Raw genomic sequence first — 16,352 nt, 5'->3', positions numbered from 1 at the left:
AGCCGCCACCGCCGTAGCCGCCACCATTATTGCCACCGCCGTAGCCGCCACCGCCGTAGCCGCCACCATTATTGCCACCGCCGTAGCCGCCTCTTCCTCCTCTACGAGATCCACCAGAACCCCTAGGTTCAGCTTTATTAATTCTTAATGGTCTACCCATAAGTTCCGTTCCTTGCAAACCATCAATAGCTTTTGACTCAATCGCTTCATCTACCATTTCAATAAATGCGAATCCTCTTTTCCTTCCAGTATCCCTCTCCAAAGGAAGAGAACAATTTAAAACCTCACCAAAAGGGGCAAACAACTGTATAACATCTTCACGCTCTGCGCGGAACGGCAAATTGCCAACAAAAATACTCACTTTAAACTCAACAAAAAATTTCCTTATAAAAAAACTACAATGAGTAGTCTCATAACGTTGCTTTACTATTCTACTTCAAAGCATACCCTTGTTGTAGAAAAATAATTGAGATTCAAGGTAACAATCTTTTTTGCCAATTATTAACCTCTTTTTCTACCTGAACAAAACCTGTACCACCTTGGCTATTTCTTGACTTAACGACATTACGAGGTTCAAGATCCACAAAAACATCCTCATCAAATTCGTGATGAAATTTTTTAAATTCTTCAATTTTGAGATTTTTAAATAACATTCTTCTCTCTAGGCAATATTTAACCATTTGACCAACAACTTGATAGGCGGTCCTAAAAGGAACATTTTTACCCACTAAGTAATCTGCCAAGTCAGTAGCATTAGAAAAATCGTTTTCTACAGAATCAGATAGATTTTTAATATTAAATTCAATTCCCTCATTAATTAAAATAGTCATTGCTTTAATGCAAGAAGATATTGTTTCTGCAGTATCAAATATTGGCTCTTTATCCTCTTGAAAATCCTTATTGTAAGAAAGTGGTACTCCCTTAACCATCGTTAACAATGCTTGAAGATGTCCATATACTCTCCCTGTCTTACCTCTTATCAATTCTGGAACATCAGGATTTTTTTTCTGCGGCATTAAGCTACTTCCTGTGGCACATTTATCTGTTAATTTTGCAAAAGAAAATTCATCAGTTACCCATAAAATTATTTCCTCTGAAATTTTACTTAAATGAGACATCAACAAAGCAGATGCAGAAACAAACTCTATACAAAAATCTCTATCACTTACTGCATCAATACTGTTGTTATAAATCTTTTGAAAACCCAATTCTGCAGCTGTAAAGTGCCTATCTATTTTTATTTTTGTTCCAGCCAATGCTGCAGCTCCTAACGGAGAAATATTAACTCTTGAGCGTACTTCTTTATACCTGTCTCGGTCTCTTTGGAGCATTTCTACATAAGCCAATAAATGATGAGCCAAAGATAATGGTTGAGCTCTTTGCATGTGGGTATATCCAGGAATTAAGGTATAAATATTGGATTTCGCAAGATTTAAGAAGGCTTTTTGCAAATCGGTTATTGAAATTTCAATAATGTCAATCTCTTTTCTTAGCCACAATCTTATATCTGTACCAACTTGATCATTTCTACTTCTGCCAGTGTGTAATTTTTTTCCAGTTTCACCAATTAAAGTTATCAGCTTTTCTTCTATGCAATAGTGAATATCTTCAGAAGGTGGGCCAGGAGTAAATTTACCCTCCAAATACTCAACTTTTATTAACTCTAAACCTTTAATAATTTGCAAAGCTTCAGAAGAGGATAAAACTTTTGTTTTGCCAAGCATTTTCGCATGAGCAATCGAGCAATCTAAATCTTCTAAAATTAGCTTTCTATCAAAACCAATTGAAGCATTAAACTTTTCAATAAATGGATCAAGTGCATTATCAAACCTTTTACTCCAAACTTTTGCCATATCAATTAGTGACTTTAAGTATCTCTAATAAAGCATTTTTTTATATCAGTGACAAAAAATATCTATTTCAATTGAAAAATAACCATCGAGGCATCATCTTCAAGATGTCTATTTTGACCTGTAAAATCATCTAACTTTTTAAATATTTTATTTAAAATTTCTTGGGATGTATAAGATTCCTTGCATAATTTTGTAAGGATTTTAATTAATCTTTCCTCATCAAATCTTTGCCCTAAAGAGTTAGAAGTATCAATTACTCCATCTGTGTAATAAAGAACTAGATCATTTTGATTAAGCTTAATTTCACCACAATCATATTCAGCATCTTTTTGTAGTCCAAGTACAAATCCTTTTGCATCTAATTTAATAATTTTCTGATCTGAACTTTTCCAAAGCAGAGGAGGATTATGTGCTGCGTTAGCAAATCTCAATTTCCTAGTTCTAGGATCATAATCTGAGTAAAATAATGTCACAAATCTATGCGATTGATCTAAATCATTTATTGCTAGTTGATTCAAATCATGCAAAATTCTATCTGGAGGCAGACCTGTAAGAACCTCTGCACGAAGCATTCCTCTTAACATAGTCATCAAAAGACCGGCTGGAATCCCTTTGCCCATGACATCACCAATTACAAAAGCCCATCTTGATTTTTCTTTCCTTTTTTCAGAGATATTCGTCTTTAAGCACATGAAATCATAGTAATCCCCGCCTAGCTGAAGAGCTGGTCTACAATGTGCTGCTAGTTCTATACCATGGATAATTGGACAAAAATCTGGGAGTAATTGAGATTGAATTTCAGCACCAGTGGAAATTTCTCTATCTACATTTTCATGCTTTTTCTTTGTTTTTATTAAGTAGTGATTTTCTAATCCAACAGCTAGACAATTTTCAATAAAATTAAAATTACTATCTTCAGTAATCGACTGACTAGAAATATCTTTGCTAAAAATATAAATAAATCCTCTACATTTACCTCTAGATATTATTTTTTTTGTTTCAATTTTATATTCTTTAAATTTATTTTTTAAAGCACTTTCAAAAGTAAAAATTTCTTTTATTTTAAAATTTTTCGAAAAATGAAATTGATTCAAAAAACTATTAATTTCTTCTTGTATTGTTAAAGATTCATAATTAAAAGAAATTTTTATATTTTCATTCCATATCTCTCCCTCGTAATTTAAAGGAATAATTAAAATTATATTCTCAGAAAAAAGATGTTTAAAAATTAAGCATATATAATCAAGTAATTTATTTATATTGGTAAATGATTTTAAATAATATGCTAAGGAAGATGCAATTTCAGCAAATTTATATTTATTTTTTAGAGTTACTTTAGGATCATTTTCTAAAAATTTTTGGACAAATTTATTCGAAAATATTTTTTCTTTTTGATTATTTGTCAAAGCAAATCTAATAGATAAATATGTTTTACCATTAAATTTATGTTTTTAAAAAAAATTAATTAAATATTTATTTATCTGCAAGCATAGCCTCTACAAATTCATAACTGTTAAATGGTCTCAAATCTTTTATACCTTCTCCAGCTCCAATAAACCTTATAGGCAAATTTACTTCTTCAGATACAGCTAAAGAGACTCCTCCTCTAGAAGTGCCATCTAATTTAGTAATAATTGCTCCACTTAAGTCTGCTGATTTAGCGAAACTTTTTGCTTGCTTTAAGCCATTTTGTCCTTGACTTGCATCTAAAACTAATAATGATTCAACAATTGCACTTGGAGCCTTTTTATCAATAATTTTTTTTATTTTTGCTAATTCATCCATCAAATTATTTTTTGTTTGCAATCTACCTGCTGTATCAACAAGTAATAAATCAACATTTCTTTTTTTTGCAGAACTAATTGCATCAAAAACTACAGCAGCTGGATCAGCATTTTTTGATTGATTAGATATAACGTCAACATTACTTCTGTCTCCCCACACTTTAAGTTGTTCTACTGCAGCCGCTCTAAAAGTATCAGCAGCAGCAATCAAAGTTTTATAATTACTTTTTGATGACAAATATGCTAATTTTCCCAATGTAGTAGTTTTACCAACACCATTGACTCCTACTAATAACCAAACATTTAACTTACCCTTTTGTGGAACTAAAAGATCAGAGCCCGAATTTTTTATTGGTTTATCGATTATTAATTTTAATTCCTTCTTTAAGAATTTTATTCCTGCTTCTCCACCCACGACTTCCTCGTTTAATTTTGTTCTAAGAGAACTTATAACTTTATCGGTTGAATCAATACCTACATCAGCTCTTATTAATAGAGTCTCTAAATCATCAAGAGATTCAGGAGTAAGAGGATCATCTCCCAATTTATCCAATAATTCAGTAACAAATCCTTTTCGAGTTTCTTCTAATCCTCTCCGTAATTTAGTTAACCAATCAATTTCATCAATCGATATTTGATTTATTTTTTTCCCTTGAGCAGCTAATACCATTGCAGACCAAGTAAAGTTATCATCAAATTTTCCTAATTCAGGTTCAGTAATAGTTTTAGACTCTCCAGCAATATTTTCTTTATTAGGAATATCAATTAATTCTTGCTTTTGCTCTTCCTGTTTCTCTAATTCTTGCTTTTGCTCTTCCTGTTTCTCTAATTCTTGCTTTTGCTCTTCCTGTTTCTCTAATTCTTGCTTTTGCTCTTCCTGTCGTTTTTTTAAAAGTGCATAAGCTTCTGCAGCCCATTCACGAGAATTATCAGGATCAATATTAGTCATTATTATCTATAGTTCGTAATAAAAAATTTTCTAAATACTATTTATTTATATCAAATAATTATGACAATTAAATTGTTTGTAATCTCCTTAGAACTCCATTAATAAATTTTCTTCCTTGCAAATCACTATATTTATTAGCTAAATTAACAGCCTCATCACAAGCAACAGCGACAGGTGTGTCCAAAAAATTGATATCCACGTAAGCTAGACGCAAAATATCCCTATCAATTCTTGGTAATCTTTTTAATCTCCAGCCATCCATTACTTGATCAATATCAGAATCAATACTTTTAAGATTATTAATAATATTACAAATCCTTTGACTTACATCTTCTCTTATATCTATTTGACCGCTAGAAACAATTAATTTTGGAAAATCTAAAGTGACAGAGAGTGTATTCATTACGGTTTCAATTTTTATCAGAGATTTTTTCAACTCATCTCGAACATTTGAATATGAAGAATCAACACCTTCTTGCAATTCACTATCTAATATTTTTTGTGAAGCATTTTCTAACTCTGATTCGCAAATATCTAATTCCTCTCTGCAATGGTTTATTAGAGAATCCAAAGCAGATTCAAAAATTTCTTCTATCTGAAATTTATTTAGCTTAAAATCACCTTTATCTTTTATAAGGCCAAGAGAAATTAAAGATAGTTCTCTAGAAAGGGATCTATTATGCATCAATTAAGAAGAAGTATTAGTGGAAGCTCGTAATTGAGAAAACAATTTTGAAAATGTTGGATTTGAAGTGTTGTTTTTCTCATCTGGATTAACTATCCCTGCAGAAATTATTGTTCTAAAAGCATCTTCAACAGATATATCCAAATCCTTAACAGAAGACTCAGGAACGAGTGTATACCAACCAGTAGTTGGGTTTGGTGCAGTAGGGATGAAAACACTAAGTAACTTTTCTTCCAATTCTGGCTGCAAGGAAGGTCCTACGTCTCCAGTTACAAAGCCAACACTATATAGTCCCTCACGCGGATATTCAACTAAAACAACTCGTCTAAATCTATTAGAGTTATTACTTAAAAAAGTTTCTAGCAGTTGTTTAAGAGTTTTATAAACCGCTCCAGCTACTGGAATTTTTGATAAAGTACCTTCTCCAAATTCTAATAACCATCTTCCTACAAAATTTCTAGCCATCAATCCTATAAGCAAAATAGCTAATAAAGGAACGGTTAAACCTAAGGTGAGATTAATTAAATCTTGTAATAAAGGATTTAAAGTAATAAAAGGATTTAGTTGCTTGGGGACTGAAGTAACTAACGTTAAAACAAATTTACTCACTAATGATGACAGCCAGATTGTTGTTGCTAAGGGTATTACAACTAACAACCCAGCAATAAGATCATTTTTGAGATCTTGTTGAAGCCTAGATCCTAAATTAGAATCTTGATTTTGATTAGATTCAACCAAAATAACGTTTTAACTATATTAACTTTACTAATAATTTAACTGTTTTTACTAGGTTAGGATATATTTTTCTTAAATATATCTATTTTATTTATAAGTTTATTCTCCAAAAAAACTTTTAAAAGAAATGCTATAAAGAAAAAAAAATGATTGATACGATTCAAGACAAAAAAGAAATAAGTAAAAAATTAAAAGAAAGAGCTATCTTTGAAGGTTTTTCACTTGCTGGAATAGCTTCAATACCAGGTAGTTCGCGCATAAAATTAAGAACTAATTCATTAGAAAGATGGTTATCAAATAACTACCATGCTGAAATGAAATGGATGGAAGCAGAAAAAAGAAAAAATATTGGTTCACTTGTTGAAAATGCAAAAAGTGTTTTAAGCGTTGGATTTACTTACATTAATTCACAAAACAACGAAAACAGTTTCCTAAAGGTAGCTAAATTTAGCCAAGGTGAAGATTATCATAAAGTGATTCACAAAAAATTAAAGAATATTGGTAAATGGATCAACCTTGAAATCCCAGATTGCAAATGGAAAATATGTGTTGACACCTCACCGCTTCTTGAAAAAACATGGGCAGAAGAGGCAGGGATTGGTTGGATAGGTAAAAATAGTAATTTAATCAACAAAAAAAAAGGTTCTTGGTTTACTTTGGGTTTTATGATTCTCACAAAAGAGTTAATGCCAGATGAACCTCATCAATCACTTTGTGGAAAATGTGATATTTGTATTGAACACTGTCCCACAAAGGCAATTGTAGAACCCTTTGTAATACAATCGGACTTATGCATTGCGTATCACACAATAGAAAGCAGAGATAAAAATATTCCAAAGAAAATAGAAAAAAATTTAAGTGGATGGGTTGCAGGATGTGATATTTGTCAAGATGTATGTCCGTGGAATAAATCAGTACCATACAATAATAATTATGAAACTACACCGAAAGAATGGATTAAAAATCTTAATATTGAATCCCTTAATTGGGACGATAAAACGTGGCAAGAAAATCTTAAAGGAACAACTTTAAAAAGAATTAAACCATGGATGTGGAAAAGAAACATACAAGCAAATATAAAGAATAAGAAAATTAAAATATGAAAAAGCTTTTAATAAAAACAATCTGGACCTCCTTGATCTGTTTTTACTTTTTTCAAATAAAAATAGTTCAAGCAATAGTTCCTTATTATTATTTCCCAACAATAAAAAATTTACAAAAGCAAGGTTTATATATTGGGAAAAATGCATATCAACTACTTTATTTTGGTCAATACGAAGATAGTCTTAACTTAGCCAAATTGGCTGTAAAAATAAATGCAAAAGATGAAAAACTATGGTTGATTTTGGCTGAAACACAAATAGCTAACAAAGAATACAGAAACGCATTAAATTCTTTAAATAAAGCAGAACAGATCAATTCAAATATTAGCGAAATATATTTTGTTAAAGGTCAAGTTTACTTAAAAATTTCCCGACTGACAAAAGCAAAGAATGCTTTAGAAAAAGGAATAAAGATTGAACCTAATAACCACAAAGCTATTTTTCAATTAGGAAATATTTTGTTAATGGAAAAAAATTATTTGGGAGCTATCAAATTATTTGATAAATCTATAAAAATCAAACCTGATTTCTGGCAAGCAATCAATAATAAAGGTTTAGCTTATTTCGAGAGAAACAAAATAAATCTTTCAATCAAACTTTTTGAAAGTGCAATCTCAATTGAGGAAAATGCTGAACCATTACTAGGCTTAGCCTCATGTATAAATATCAATGATACTAAATTAGCAATTCAGCTAGCAAAAAAGGCTTTGGCTAAAAATCCCAATTATGTTAATTATGATTATAGAAAAGAACAGTTATGGGGAGAAAAATTACAAGCCTCTACAGAAATACTTTTACAAAATGAACAACTAAAAAAAGATGTAAGACTGGCAAAATCCAAAATAAGAGAATCATCTTAATGTTCACTACTGGTAAATATTGTTTTACCTATTAGTCTTAATTTAGTTAATTAATAATTATTTAATTTTGCGCTCTAATGGATAAGAAAAACTTTACTTCCATCTCACTTCAAGAAGAAATGCAACGTTCTTATTTGGAGTATGCAATGAGCGTAATAGTTGGACGTGCATTGCCTGATGCAAGAGACGGTCTTAAGCCTGTACAAAGAAGAATCATATTTGCGATGTACGAATTAGGTTTAACACCTGATAAACCATTTAGGAAGTGTGCAAGAGTTGTTGGAGATGTACTTGGAAAATACCATCCTCACGGAGATCAAGCAGTATATGATGCATTAGTAAAGCTAGTACAAAATTTCTCAACTAAATATCCTACTCTTGACGGTCATGGAAATTTTGGGTCTGTAGATAATGATCCTCCGGCAGCAATGAGATATACAGAGACCAGATTAGCTTCAATAGCTCATAAAGGATTTCTTGAAGAAATTGAATCAGAAACAGTAAACTTTTCAAATAACTTTGACGGTTCTCAAAAAGAGCCGGATGTTCTTCCAGCCCAACTTCCATTTTTATTATTGAACGGTTCATCAGGTATTGCAGTTGGCATGGCAACAAATATTCCGCCTCACAACCTAGGCGAAATTATAGATGGTTTAGTTGCTTTAGTAAAAAATAAAGATATTAGTGATAAAAAACTTTCTAACATTATCAAAGGACCCGATTTTCCTACAGGCGGAGAATTAATTTATAGTAGTGCAATAGAGGAACTTTATGAAACGGGAAAAGGTTCTATAACTATAAGAGGAGTTGTAAATACTGAAGAGGTAAATTTAGGCAAAGGAAAACATAAAAAGAATGCACTAATCATTACGGAACTTCCTTACCAAATTAATAAAGCAGGTTGGATTGAAAAACTCGCAGAACTCGTTAATACGGGTAAAATTATTGGGATATCTGATATTAGGGATGAGAGCGACAGAGATGGAATGAGAATTGTAATAGAACTAAAAAAAGATTCTAATTCTGAACTGGTTATTTCTAATTTATATAAAAAAACAACTCTGCAAACAAACTTCGGGGCAATATTCTTAGCTTTAATTAAAGGCAAGCCTGTACAACTAAATTTAAAAAAATATCTCAACTATTTTCTTGAATTTAGAGAAGAAACAATTAGAAAAAGAACTTATTATTTTCTAAAAAATACTCTTGAAAAACTTGAAATATCAGAAGGTTTGCGTAAAGCCACAAAAAACATAAAAAAGGTTATTGAAATTATTGAAGAATCTGAAAATTCTGTGGAAGCTAAATCAAATTTAATTGAAAATTTTTTCTTCAGTGATAAACAAGCAAATTCCGTTCTGGATATGCCACTTAAAAAATTAACAAATCTAGAAAAGAATCAAATTGATGATGAAATAAAAAAGTTGGAAGAAAAAAAGAATTATTTTCAAAAATTATTAAACGAAAGAGATTTATTACTTGAATTACTTATTGAAGAATTTTTAATATTAAAGAAAAAATATAACGTTACAAGAAAAACAAAAGTAATAAAAAATATAAATCAAAATGAAGAGTTAGAAACACTTAATAACCAGATTTTAGAAGAATTTATAAATAAAAGAACTAAGTTATATGTAGACAATAGACTTTATTTAAAAAAAATGATTTCAAGTAATTATAAGAAATCATTTGAAGTTGTAAATAAAATTATAGATAATAAAAATATTCAAAAATTTATATGTAATATTGAAAAAAATATAAAATTAATTGGAATAACAAATACAGGAAAAATCTTTAATATTGATTGGGAATCAAGTATCAATAAAGACTATAAATTAGATAATAAAATTCTTGGAAATATTCACCCTAGTGAAATAATAAATTTTCATTCAATTAAAAAAGAAATTAAAAATTATTTATGCATATTAAATTCAGATGGAAGATTTAAAAAAGTTTTATTTGATGAAGATATGATTAAAAGTAATAGAACTTTCACAATTACAAAATTAAAGAATAATCTAAAGACAATCGATTCATTTATTTCTAATGAAAACAAAGATTTAATAATATTAACCTCGATAGGAAGAATTTTTAAGTTTAATTTATCAAATAAAATTTTAACGCCAACTTCTAAACAATCCCAAGGATTAATACTTACAAAACTTTTACCAACTGAAAAAATCGTTTCTTGTTGCACCTATAATAGTGGGGAAAATATTTTTTTAATATCTAAAAAAGGAAAAATCTTTTGTATAAATAGCAATGAAATTTATTACTCAAATGAATACAGTTTGGGATATTTAAATGAAAAAACCCAACTTAAAAACGATTACTTCCTAAAAATAATATCAAATAACTATTACCTTGATATTGAAACTAATAAAAATAAATCTGCAAGATTGGACCTCAATAAATTAAATTTCAAATCAAATAAATCAAATTTTTTAATTGATTTTTTAAAATTAGATAAGGATGAATTCATTGAAAATTGTTTCCGACTTAAAAACTTTCTCAATTAAGATTTATATTCATTTTCAACCCAATTTAAGTACTCTTGATTTACCGTTCCTGTTACATAAGAACCAGTAAAGCAACTCATCTCCAAATCTTTAATAGGGGAATCGCTTATTATTGATTTTCGCAAACTTTCAACACTTTGATAAACAAGGTTATCAATTTCAAGATGATCAGCAATTTCTCTTATTGTTCTATTGTGAGCAATTAATTCATCTCTATTAGGCATATTAATTCCATAAACATGAGGATAACGAACTGGGGGAGCTGCTGATGTAAAAAAAACTTTATTTGCACCTGCATCTTTAGCCATTTGAACAATTTCTTTTGAAGTAGTACCTCTTACTATCGAGTCATCAACAATTAATACATTTTTATTTTTAAACTCTGCACTCATAGCATTTAATTTTTGTCTTACAGATTTCTTTCGTTTCTGTTGACCAGGCATTATAAATGTTCTGCCAACATATCTATTTTTAAAAAAACCTTCCCTATATTCTATCCCTAACTGTCTTGCAACTTGCATTGCCGCAGGTCGAGAAGAATCAGGAATAGGCATAACTACATCAACATCTCCAGAATTAATTGTCTCTTTTATTGTTTCTGCGAGATAATCTCCCATCTTTAAACGAGCTTTGTATACTGAAATTCCATTCATAATTGAATCTGGCCTAGCTAAATAAACATATTCAAAAGCACAGGGAAATAACATTGGATTTTCAGAACATTGCTTAGAAAAAAACTCCCCATTAAGATTTATAAAAACAGCTTCTCCAGGATCAACATCTCTCACTACTTGATAATCATTATTCTCAAGCACTAGAGATTCACTAGCAACCATCCACTCTTCTTTGTTTGTGGTTAATGAAAGTCTTTTTCCTATTACTAAAGGCCTAATACCAAAAGGATCTCTAAATGCTAATAAACCATGTCCTGAAATTAATGCAATTGAAGCATATGAACCCTGAATTCTTTTATGTAAAGATTTGACTGCATTAAAAATAATGTCAGGCTCTAATTCTTGATTATTAATTTCTTCTTGTAATTCTGTCGCAAATACATTTAACAACATTTCAGTATCACTTGAAGAATTTGTATGGCGCTTATCTATATTAAATAATTGCTTTTCTAAATCTCTTGTATTTGTCAAATTTCCATTATGTATCAAAACAATTCCATAGGGAGCATTAACATAAAAAGGCTGTGCTTCTTCTACACTTTCTGCTGATCCCTTTGTTGCATACCTGACATGACCTAATCCAATTTTGCCGATTAAATTCCTCATATCTCTCGTTCTATATGCAGTATTAACCTGACCTTTAGCCTTATGTATATGAAAAACAGTATTTTCCATTGTTGCTATACCTGTTGAGTCTTGACCTCTATGCTGCAAAAGCAAAAGACTATCGTAAATTTGTTGATTTACATCATCTGAAGAAACGATTCCAACTATTCCGCACATAACTTAATATCTTAAAAATTTTAATAATTGAGAAATGTTTTTCATATTTAAAAATTAACTGAAATACTATTATTAAATTTTTCGGATAATTCCTCAACCCTAATATTGCAGATATTTTTATCTTGAATTTTTATCTTAAGCCTTTCACTAGATACATATCCTATTTTTTTTGCGTAAAAACTTGAAGAGAAATTTATTTGATTTTGTTTTAAATAATTAAGCCATTCATTTTGTTTGATTTTACTAATTGAAAAAATTATTCTAGAACCTCCTTCTCCAAACAATAAATTATCATCTCTATTTAAATCTTTCTTTAATTCTATCGTTGCACCTTTTCCGGACAAAATACAAGACTCTGCTAAAGCTATAGCTAAACCGCCATCGCTGATATCGTGAGAAGAAACTACAAAACTTTTTGAAATAGCATTTCTTAAAAAACTCTGGCAAAACTTTTCATCCAACAAATCTATTTTTGGAGGCCGACCTGTTATTTCTCCATGAAAATATTCCAAATAAGAACTAGCTGCAATTGTCACATCTGATTTATAAGAACCAATTAACCAAATTTGATCATCAATATTTTTCCATTCACTACTTATAGCTTTTTCGACATTATCTATCTTTCCAACCATTCCAATAACTGGAGTAGGATTGATAGGAGTTATTACATTATCTTTATTTTTAGATTCATTGTATAAAGAAACATTACCTCCTGTTACGGGAGTTTCCAATGCTTTACAGGCTTCAGCAATTGCATTACATGAAGATGATAATTGCCAATATCCTATTTCATTCTCTGGAGAAGAAAAATTTAAATTATTTGTAATTGCTACTGGTTCAGCCCCAACACAACTGACATTTCTAGCGGATTCTGCAACAGCAGCGATAGTTCCTCTAAAAGGATCAAGAGCAACCCATCTACTATTACAATCAACTGAAGCAGCTACACCAGAGAATATTTTACTTTTATTTTTTTTATTTTGTTCCCTTAGTCTTATTACAGCTGCATCTGATTTTCCAGGTTTAAAAACTGTATTTATCTGCACTTGAGAGTCGTATTGTTCATATATCCATCGTTTAGAAGCTATTGAGGGATTAGAGAGTAGTTTTAAAATGATTTCTGAATAAGAAAAATTCTTATTTTCCTTCAATGAAAATATTTTTTGCTCATAAATTTCTGGTAAATCATTTTCTTTCCATTCCCATTTCTTTAAAAGATCATTAGGTGGATTATTAATTACATTATGAAAATTGACTGGAGTATCATCAGATAAGGCAGAAGTAGGTATTTGAGCAACAATTTTACCTTTATGAGAAATAATTACCTCATTAGTTTCTATAACTTGGCCAATTACATTGGCATATAATCCCCACTTATTAAATTTTTCAATAAGATCATTAATTTTTTCTTCTTTAACGACAAACAACATTCTCTCTTGCGATTCTGATAGTAAATATTGATATGGAGACATATCATCTTCTCTAGAAGGCACTAAATCTAAATCAATAGATATACCTAATTTTCCATTTGCTGCCATTTCTGCACTACTGCACGTTAAACCTGCAGCACCCATGTCTTGAGCTGCAATTACATCTCCTGTTTTGAAAGCATCCAAACAGGCTTCAATCAGACTTTTCTCAATAAATGGATCGCCTACCTGAACTGCTGGTCTATCATCTAATGAGGTTGTAGTTAATTCTGAGCTAGCGAAACTAGCACCACCAACCCCATCTCTGCCAGTAGTATTACCAACATATAATACTGGTGATCCTATATTTTTAGCTCCAGAACAAACAATTTCATTAGTCTCTAAAAGACCTAAAGCCATAACATTCACTAAAGGATTTCCGGAATAACTATCATCGAAGTCAATTTCACCTCCAACAGTAGGCACACCAACACAATTCCCGTAATGAGCAATACCAGATACAACTCCTCGCAATAAATCAACATTTGATGCTTTATCAAGGTTTCCGAATCTCAATGAATTCAATACTGCAATTGGTCTTGCACCCATTGTAAAAATATCTCTTAAAATCCCTCCTACACCTGTTGCAGCACCTTGAAAAGGTTCAATAGCAGAAGGATGATTATGACTTTCTATTTTAAAAACAAGTTTTTGATTATTTCCAACATCAATAACTCCAGCATTTTCTCCAGGTCCAACTAAAACATTTTTACCTTTAGTGGGAAATTTGGATAGTAAAGGTTTTGAATTTCTATAACAACAATGTTCAGACCACATAACTCCAAACATACCTAATTCCGTTCTATTAGGTTTTCTCTTTAATCTTTTGCAAATTTCTTCGTAATCATTATTTGTTAAATTTTCAACTTTAAGTGCCTCATTTAGATCAAAAAGATCATGTTTTTCTTGATTTATCATTCTTTATATCCAAGGGTCATCTTCTTTTTTTTCACTAAACGGCATGGATGTTCTATCTTCATTATAAAAACTTTTTTGTTTAAAATCTAAGTTTCGGTTAATATCTTCATCTTCTTCAAGCCAATCCTCTAATCTATTAGAAGCAATATTTTTCATATCATCAAATCTATCAATAATTTTTTTTCCTTTTTGCATAAATTCATTCTTAATACTTGATTTTATTAAAGATAAATCATCTAAAGAATTAATTTCACAAAATACTAATCCAGGTTGTTGGTCATTAATATTTTCAATATTCAATTTCCATCTACTAGAACCTGGAATTTTTGGATTAGATCTAGAAACCAAATAATATAAAATCTTACCTGTTTTCATTTCAAATAAAAAATCAGCAATAACTCCTATTTTTGATCCATTTACATTTATAAGATTAGCGTCTATTAAAGTTGGAAACCTATTTAAAGTTGCTAAATCAGAAATAGCTGGGTCACCTTTAACATATATTTCATTATCTATTATTTGAGAAATTTGATTTAATCGCCAAACATTTCTTTTTAAATCAAAATTTGAAGGGCGAGAGTACCATCCTAAAATTCGATGAACTGGAGGGTGCATCCAAACATTTTCACCATTTCCGTAATTAAGGACCATGTTCCCCTTAACACAATAATTTAGTAATTCACTTAATAAAATTTCTTTAGGTAATTTCAAATTAAGAACGAACCTGGACAGGCATAACTAAATAAGTAAAAGAATTAAGATTATCCTCTGGAACAAAAACAGCTGGAGTAGTTGCAATATTACACTTTAATAGAACATTTTCAGAAGAAATAACTTTTAAACCTTCTAATAGATATCTAACGTTAAATGCAATATCAAAATTTTCTCCATTATAAGAAACAGGTATTGATTCGTTTGCATTTCCAATATCTTGGGCATCTGCACTGATAGAAGCTAAATCTGTATTATCTAATTTAATCTTTACAACACTACTTTGCTGATCAGCTAAAACAGCAATTCTTTCAAGTGCATCAATTAATTTTTTTGTATTGAAATTCAGAATTTTAGAAAAAGTATCAGGAATTAATTGTGAATAGTTAGGATAAGTACCTTCAAGGGTCCTAGTAGTAATTATTTGACTAGAGGAAATAAATACTACTTGACCTTTGTCATAGAAAAGTTTTATTGAATTTTCTGAGCTTCTCAAAGATACTAGTTTTTCGATTTCCCTTAATGATCTAGTTGGAATAGTTACTGACAAATTACCATCATTTGAAGATAAATTTTCTTTATGCTCGATAAGTTCTTCGTTACCTATTAAAGCAACAGCCAATCTATGACCATCAGTAGAAGCAGACTCTAAATAATTTGGTTTAAAAGTAAAGTTAACACCTGTAAGTAATTGCTTTGAGTCATCATTACTACTCGCAAAAATAGTAGATTTTAAAGCTTTTAAAAAAGAACTTGGATCAATATTCAAAGAAGTACCACTTTCAACAAATGGCAAATTAGGATATTCATCAGAGGGGATCCCCTTAATATTAAAAGAACCTCTATCACTTTTTATTAAAATATTATCTGAATCACCGTCAACTTTTAAAGAAACAGGAGTTTCATTAGGTAATTTATTTACTATTTCGGATAAAAGTTTTGAAGGTATAGTGATGGCTCCACTATTTTTAACAGTTCCATCAAAAGAAGTTTGAATTCCTAAATTAAGGTCAAATCCTGTCACACTAATTTTATTAGTTCCTTCATCAGCTGTTAAAAGTATATTTGCAAGAATTGGATGCGTTGGTCTTGAAGCAACTGCTTTGCTCACAAGTTGTATAGCATAATTTAATTCATTTTGATTACAAATAATTTCCATCGGAATTTGGAACTTTTTACAAATACAATATACTTTTTTCGGAAATTAAATTCAATAAATTAATTTTTTACCTTTTTCTAATATAAAAATAAATAATAAAATAAAAAATTTAGTAGTAGTAGTTCTTGTGGGAAGTGTGGAATTCTTAAA

13 protein-coding genes are annotated in these 16,352 nt (G+C 30.0%); 3 read left to right on the top strand and 10 right to left on the bottom strand.

The annotated features are described in order from the left end of the window. The 6 genes from HA152_RS00065 to HA152_RS00040 all read right to left on the bottom strand — a co-directional run. A partial coding sequence (locus HA152_RS00065; RefSeq protein WP_432421763.1) for an RNA recognition motif domain-containing protein occupies positions 1 to 361 on the bottom strand: 361 nt, incomplete at its 3' end. A gap of 112 nt (positions 362 to 473) precedes the next feature. Further along, positions 474 to 1,853 (bottom strand): argininosuccinate lyase, encoded by a 1,380-nt coding sequence (gene argH, locus HA152_RS00060; RefSeq protein ID WP_209132349.1) that lies wholly within the window; start codon positions 1,851 to 1,853, stop codon positions 474 to 476. Between the two features lie 62 nt (positions 1,854 to 1,915). Beyond that, positions 1,916 to 3,259 carry a PP2C family protein-serine/threonine phosphatase gene (locus HA152_RS00055; protein ID WP_209132348.1) on the bottom strand — a complete coding sequence of 448 codons (1,344 nt, stop codon included), beginning with the start codon at positions 3,257 to 3,259 and terminating at the stop codon, positions 1,916 to 1,918. Positions 3,260 to 3,326: 67 nt separating this feature from the next. Further along, on the bottom strand, positions 3,327 to 4,586 hold the full coding sequence (gene ftsY / locus HA152_RS00050; protein ID WP_209132347.1) for a signal recognition particle-docking protein FtsY: 1,260 nt from the start codon (positions 4,584 to 4,586) through the stop codon (positions 3,327 to 3,329). A gap of 67 nt (positions 4,587 to 4,653) precedes the next feature. After that, positions 4,654 to 5,271, bottom strand: a complete 618-nt coding sequence (gene nusB / locus HA152_RS00045) for a transcription antitermination factor NusB (protein ID WP_209132346.1) — start codon at positions 5,269 to 5,271, stop codon at positions 4,654 to 4,656. Positions 5,272 to 5,274: 3 nt separating this feature from the next. Next, the gene (locus HA152_RS00040) at positions 5,275 to 6,009 is read right to left on the bottom strand and encodes a DUF502 domain-containing protein (protein WP_209132345.1); all 735 of its coding nucleotides are present in this window, start codon (positions 6,007 to 6,009) and stop codon (positions 5,275 to 5,277) included. A 143-nt stretch (positions 6,010 to 6,152) separates the two neighbouring features. Between HA152_RS00040 and queG the strand changes: the two genes are divergently transcribed. The 3 genes from queG to HA152_RS00025 all read left to right on the top strand — a co-directional run bounded on the left by queG (position 6,153) and on the right by HA152_RS00025 (position 10,488). Continuing rightward, the gene (gene queG, locus HA152_RS00035; protein WP_209132344.1) at positions 6,153 to 7,109 is read left to right on the top strand and encodes a tRNA epoxyqueuosine(34) reductase QueG; all 957 of its coding nucleotides are present in this window, start codon (positions 6,153 to 6,155) and stop codon (positions 7,107 to 7,109) included. Further along, positions 7,106 to 7,969 carry a tetratricopeptide repeat protein gene (locus HA152_RS00030; RefSeq protein WP_209132343.1) on the top strand — a complete coding sequence of 288 codons (864 nt, stop codon included), beginning with the start codon at positions 7,106 to 7,108 and terminating at the stop codon, positions 7,967 to 7,969. Before queG ends, HA152_RS00030 begins: the two co-directional genes overlap by 4 nt. A 77-nt stretch (positions 7,970 to 8,046) precedes the next feature. After that, on the top strand, positions 8,047 to 10,488 hold the full coding sequence (locus tag HA152_RS00025; RefSeq protein ID WP_209132342.1) for a DNA gyrase/topoisomerase IV subunit A: 2,442 nt from the start codon (positions 8,047 to 8,049) through the stop codon (positions 10,486 to 10,488). On the opposite strand, the gene purF is transcribed toward HA152_RS00025, so the two are convergent. Genes purF through dnaN form a run of 4 tightly spaced genes read right to left on the bottom strand, consistent with a single transcriptional unit; the run spans position 10,485 to position 16,202 of the window. Beyond that, a complete protein-coding gene (purF, locus tag HA152_RS00020) occupies positions 10,485 to 11,945 on the bottom strand; it encodes an amidophosphoribosyltransferase (RefSeq protein WP_209132341.1) in 1,461 nt (486 codons plus the stop codon). The genes HA152_RS00025 and purF overlap by 4 nt on opposite strands. Positions 11,946 to 11,992: 47 nt before the next feature. Beyond that, positions 11,993 to 14,332 (bottom strand): phosphoribosylformylglycinamidine synthase subunit PurL, encoded by a 2,340-nt coding sequence (purL, locus tag HA152_RS00015; RefSeq protein WP_209132340.1) that lies wholly within the window; start codon positions 14,330 to 14,332, stop codon positions 11,993 to 11,995. Between the two features lie 3 nt (positions 14,333 to 14,335). Then, entirely contained in the window at positions 14,336 to 15,043 is a 708-nt protein-coding gene (locus HA152_RS00010) for a PRC-barrel domain-containing protein (RefSeq protein WP_209132339.1), read from the bottom strand. Position 15,044: 1 nt separating this feature from the next. Then, entirely contained in the window at positions 15,045 to 16,202 is a 1,158-nt protein-coding gene (gene dnaN / locus HA152_RS00005; protein ID WP_209132338.1) for a DNA polymerase III subunit beta, read from the bottom strand. Positions 16,203 to 16,352: the final 150 nt, after the last annotated feature.

Origin of the sequence: Prochlorococcus marinus XMU1412 (assembly GCF_017696315.1) — a bacterium.
Classification (GTDB): Bacteria; Cyanobacteriota; Cyanobacteriia; order PCC-6307; family Cyanobiaceae; genus Prochlorococcus_A; species Prochlorococcus_A marinus_AF.
Note: the sequence above shows the minus strand (reverse complement) of the source record. Positions and strands in the feature narration are given on the sequence as shown.

Excerpts from the sequence above, each read along its gene's own strand:
- argH (WP_209132349.1), bottom strand. The coding sequence starts at position 1,853 with ATGGCAAAAGTTTGGAGTAAAAGGTTTGATAATGCACTTGATCCATTT.
- ftsY (WP_209132347.1), bottom strand. The coding sequence starts at position 4,586 with ATGACTAATATTGATCCTGATAATTCTCGTGAATGGGCTGCAGAAGCT.
- nusB (WP_209132346.1), bottom strand. The coding sequence starts at position 5,271 with ATGCATAATAGATCCCTTTCTAGAGAACTATCTTTAATTTCTCTTGGC.
- queG (WP_209132344.1), top strand. The coding sequence starts at position 6,153 with ATGATTGATACGATTCAAGACAAAAAAGAAATAAGTAAAAAATTAAAA.
- HA152_RS00030 (WP_209132343.1), top strand. The coding sequence starts at position 7,106 with ATGAAAAAGCTTTTAATAAAAACAATCTGGACCTCCTTGATCTGTTTT.
- HA152_RS00025 (WP_209132342.1), top strand. The coding sequence starts at position 8,047 with ATGGATAAGAAAAACTTTACTTCCATCTCACTTCAAGAAGAAATGCAA.
- purF (WP_209132341.1), bottom strand. The coding sequence starts at position 11,945 with ATGTGCGGAATAGTTGGAATCGTTTCTTCAGATGATGTAAATCAACAA.
- purL (WP_209132340.1), bottom strand. The coding sequence starts at position 14,332 with ATGATAAATCAAGAAAAACATGATCTTTTTGATCTAAATGAGGCACTT.
- dnaN (WP_209132338.1), bottom strand. The coding sequence starts at position 16,202 with ATGGAAATTATTTGTAATCAAAATGAATTAAATTATGCTATACAACTT.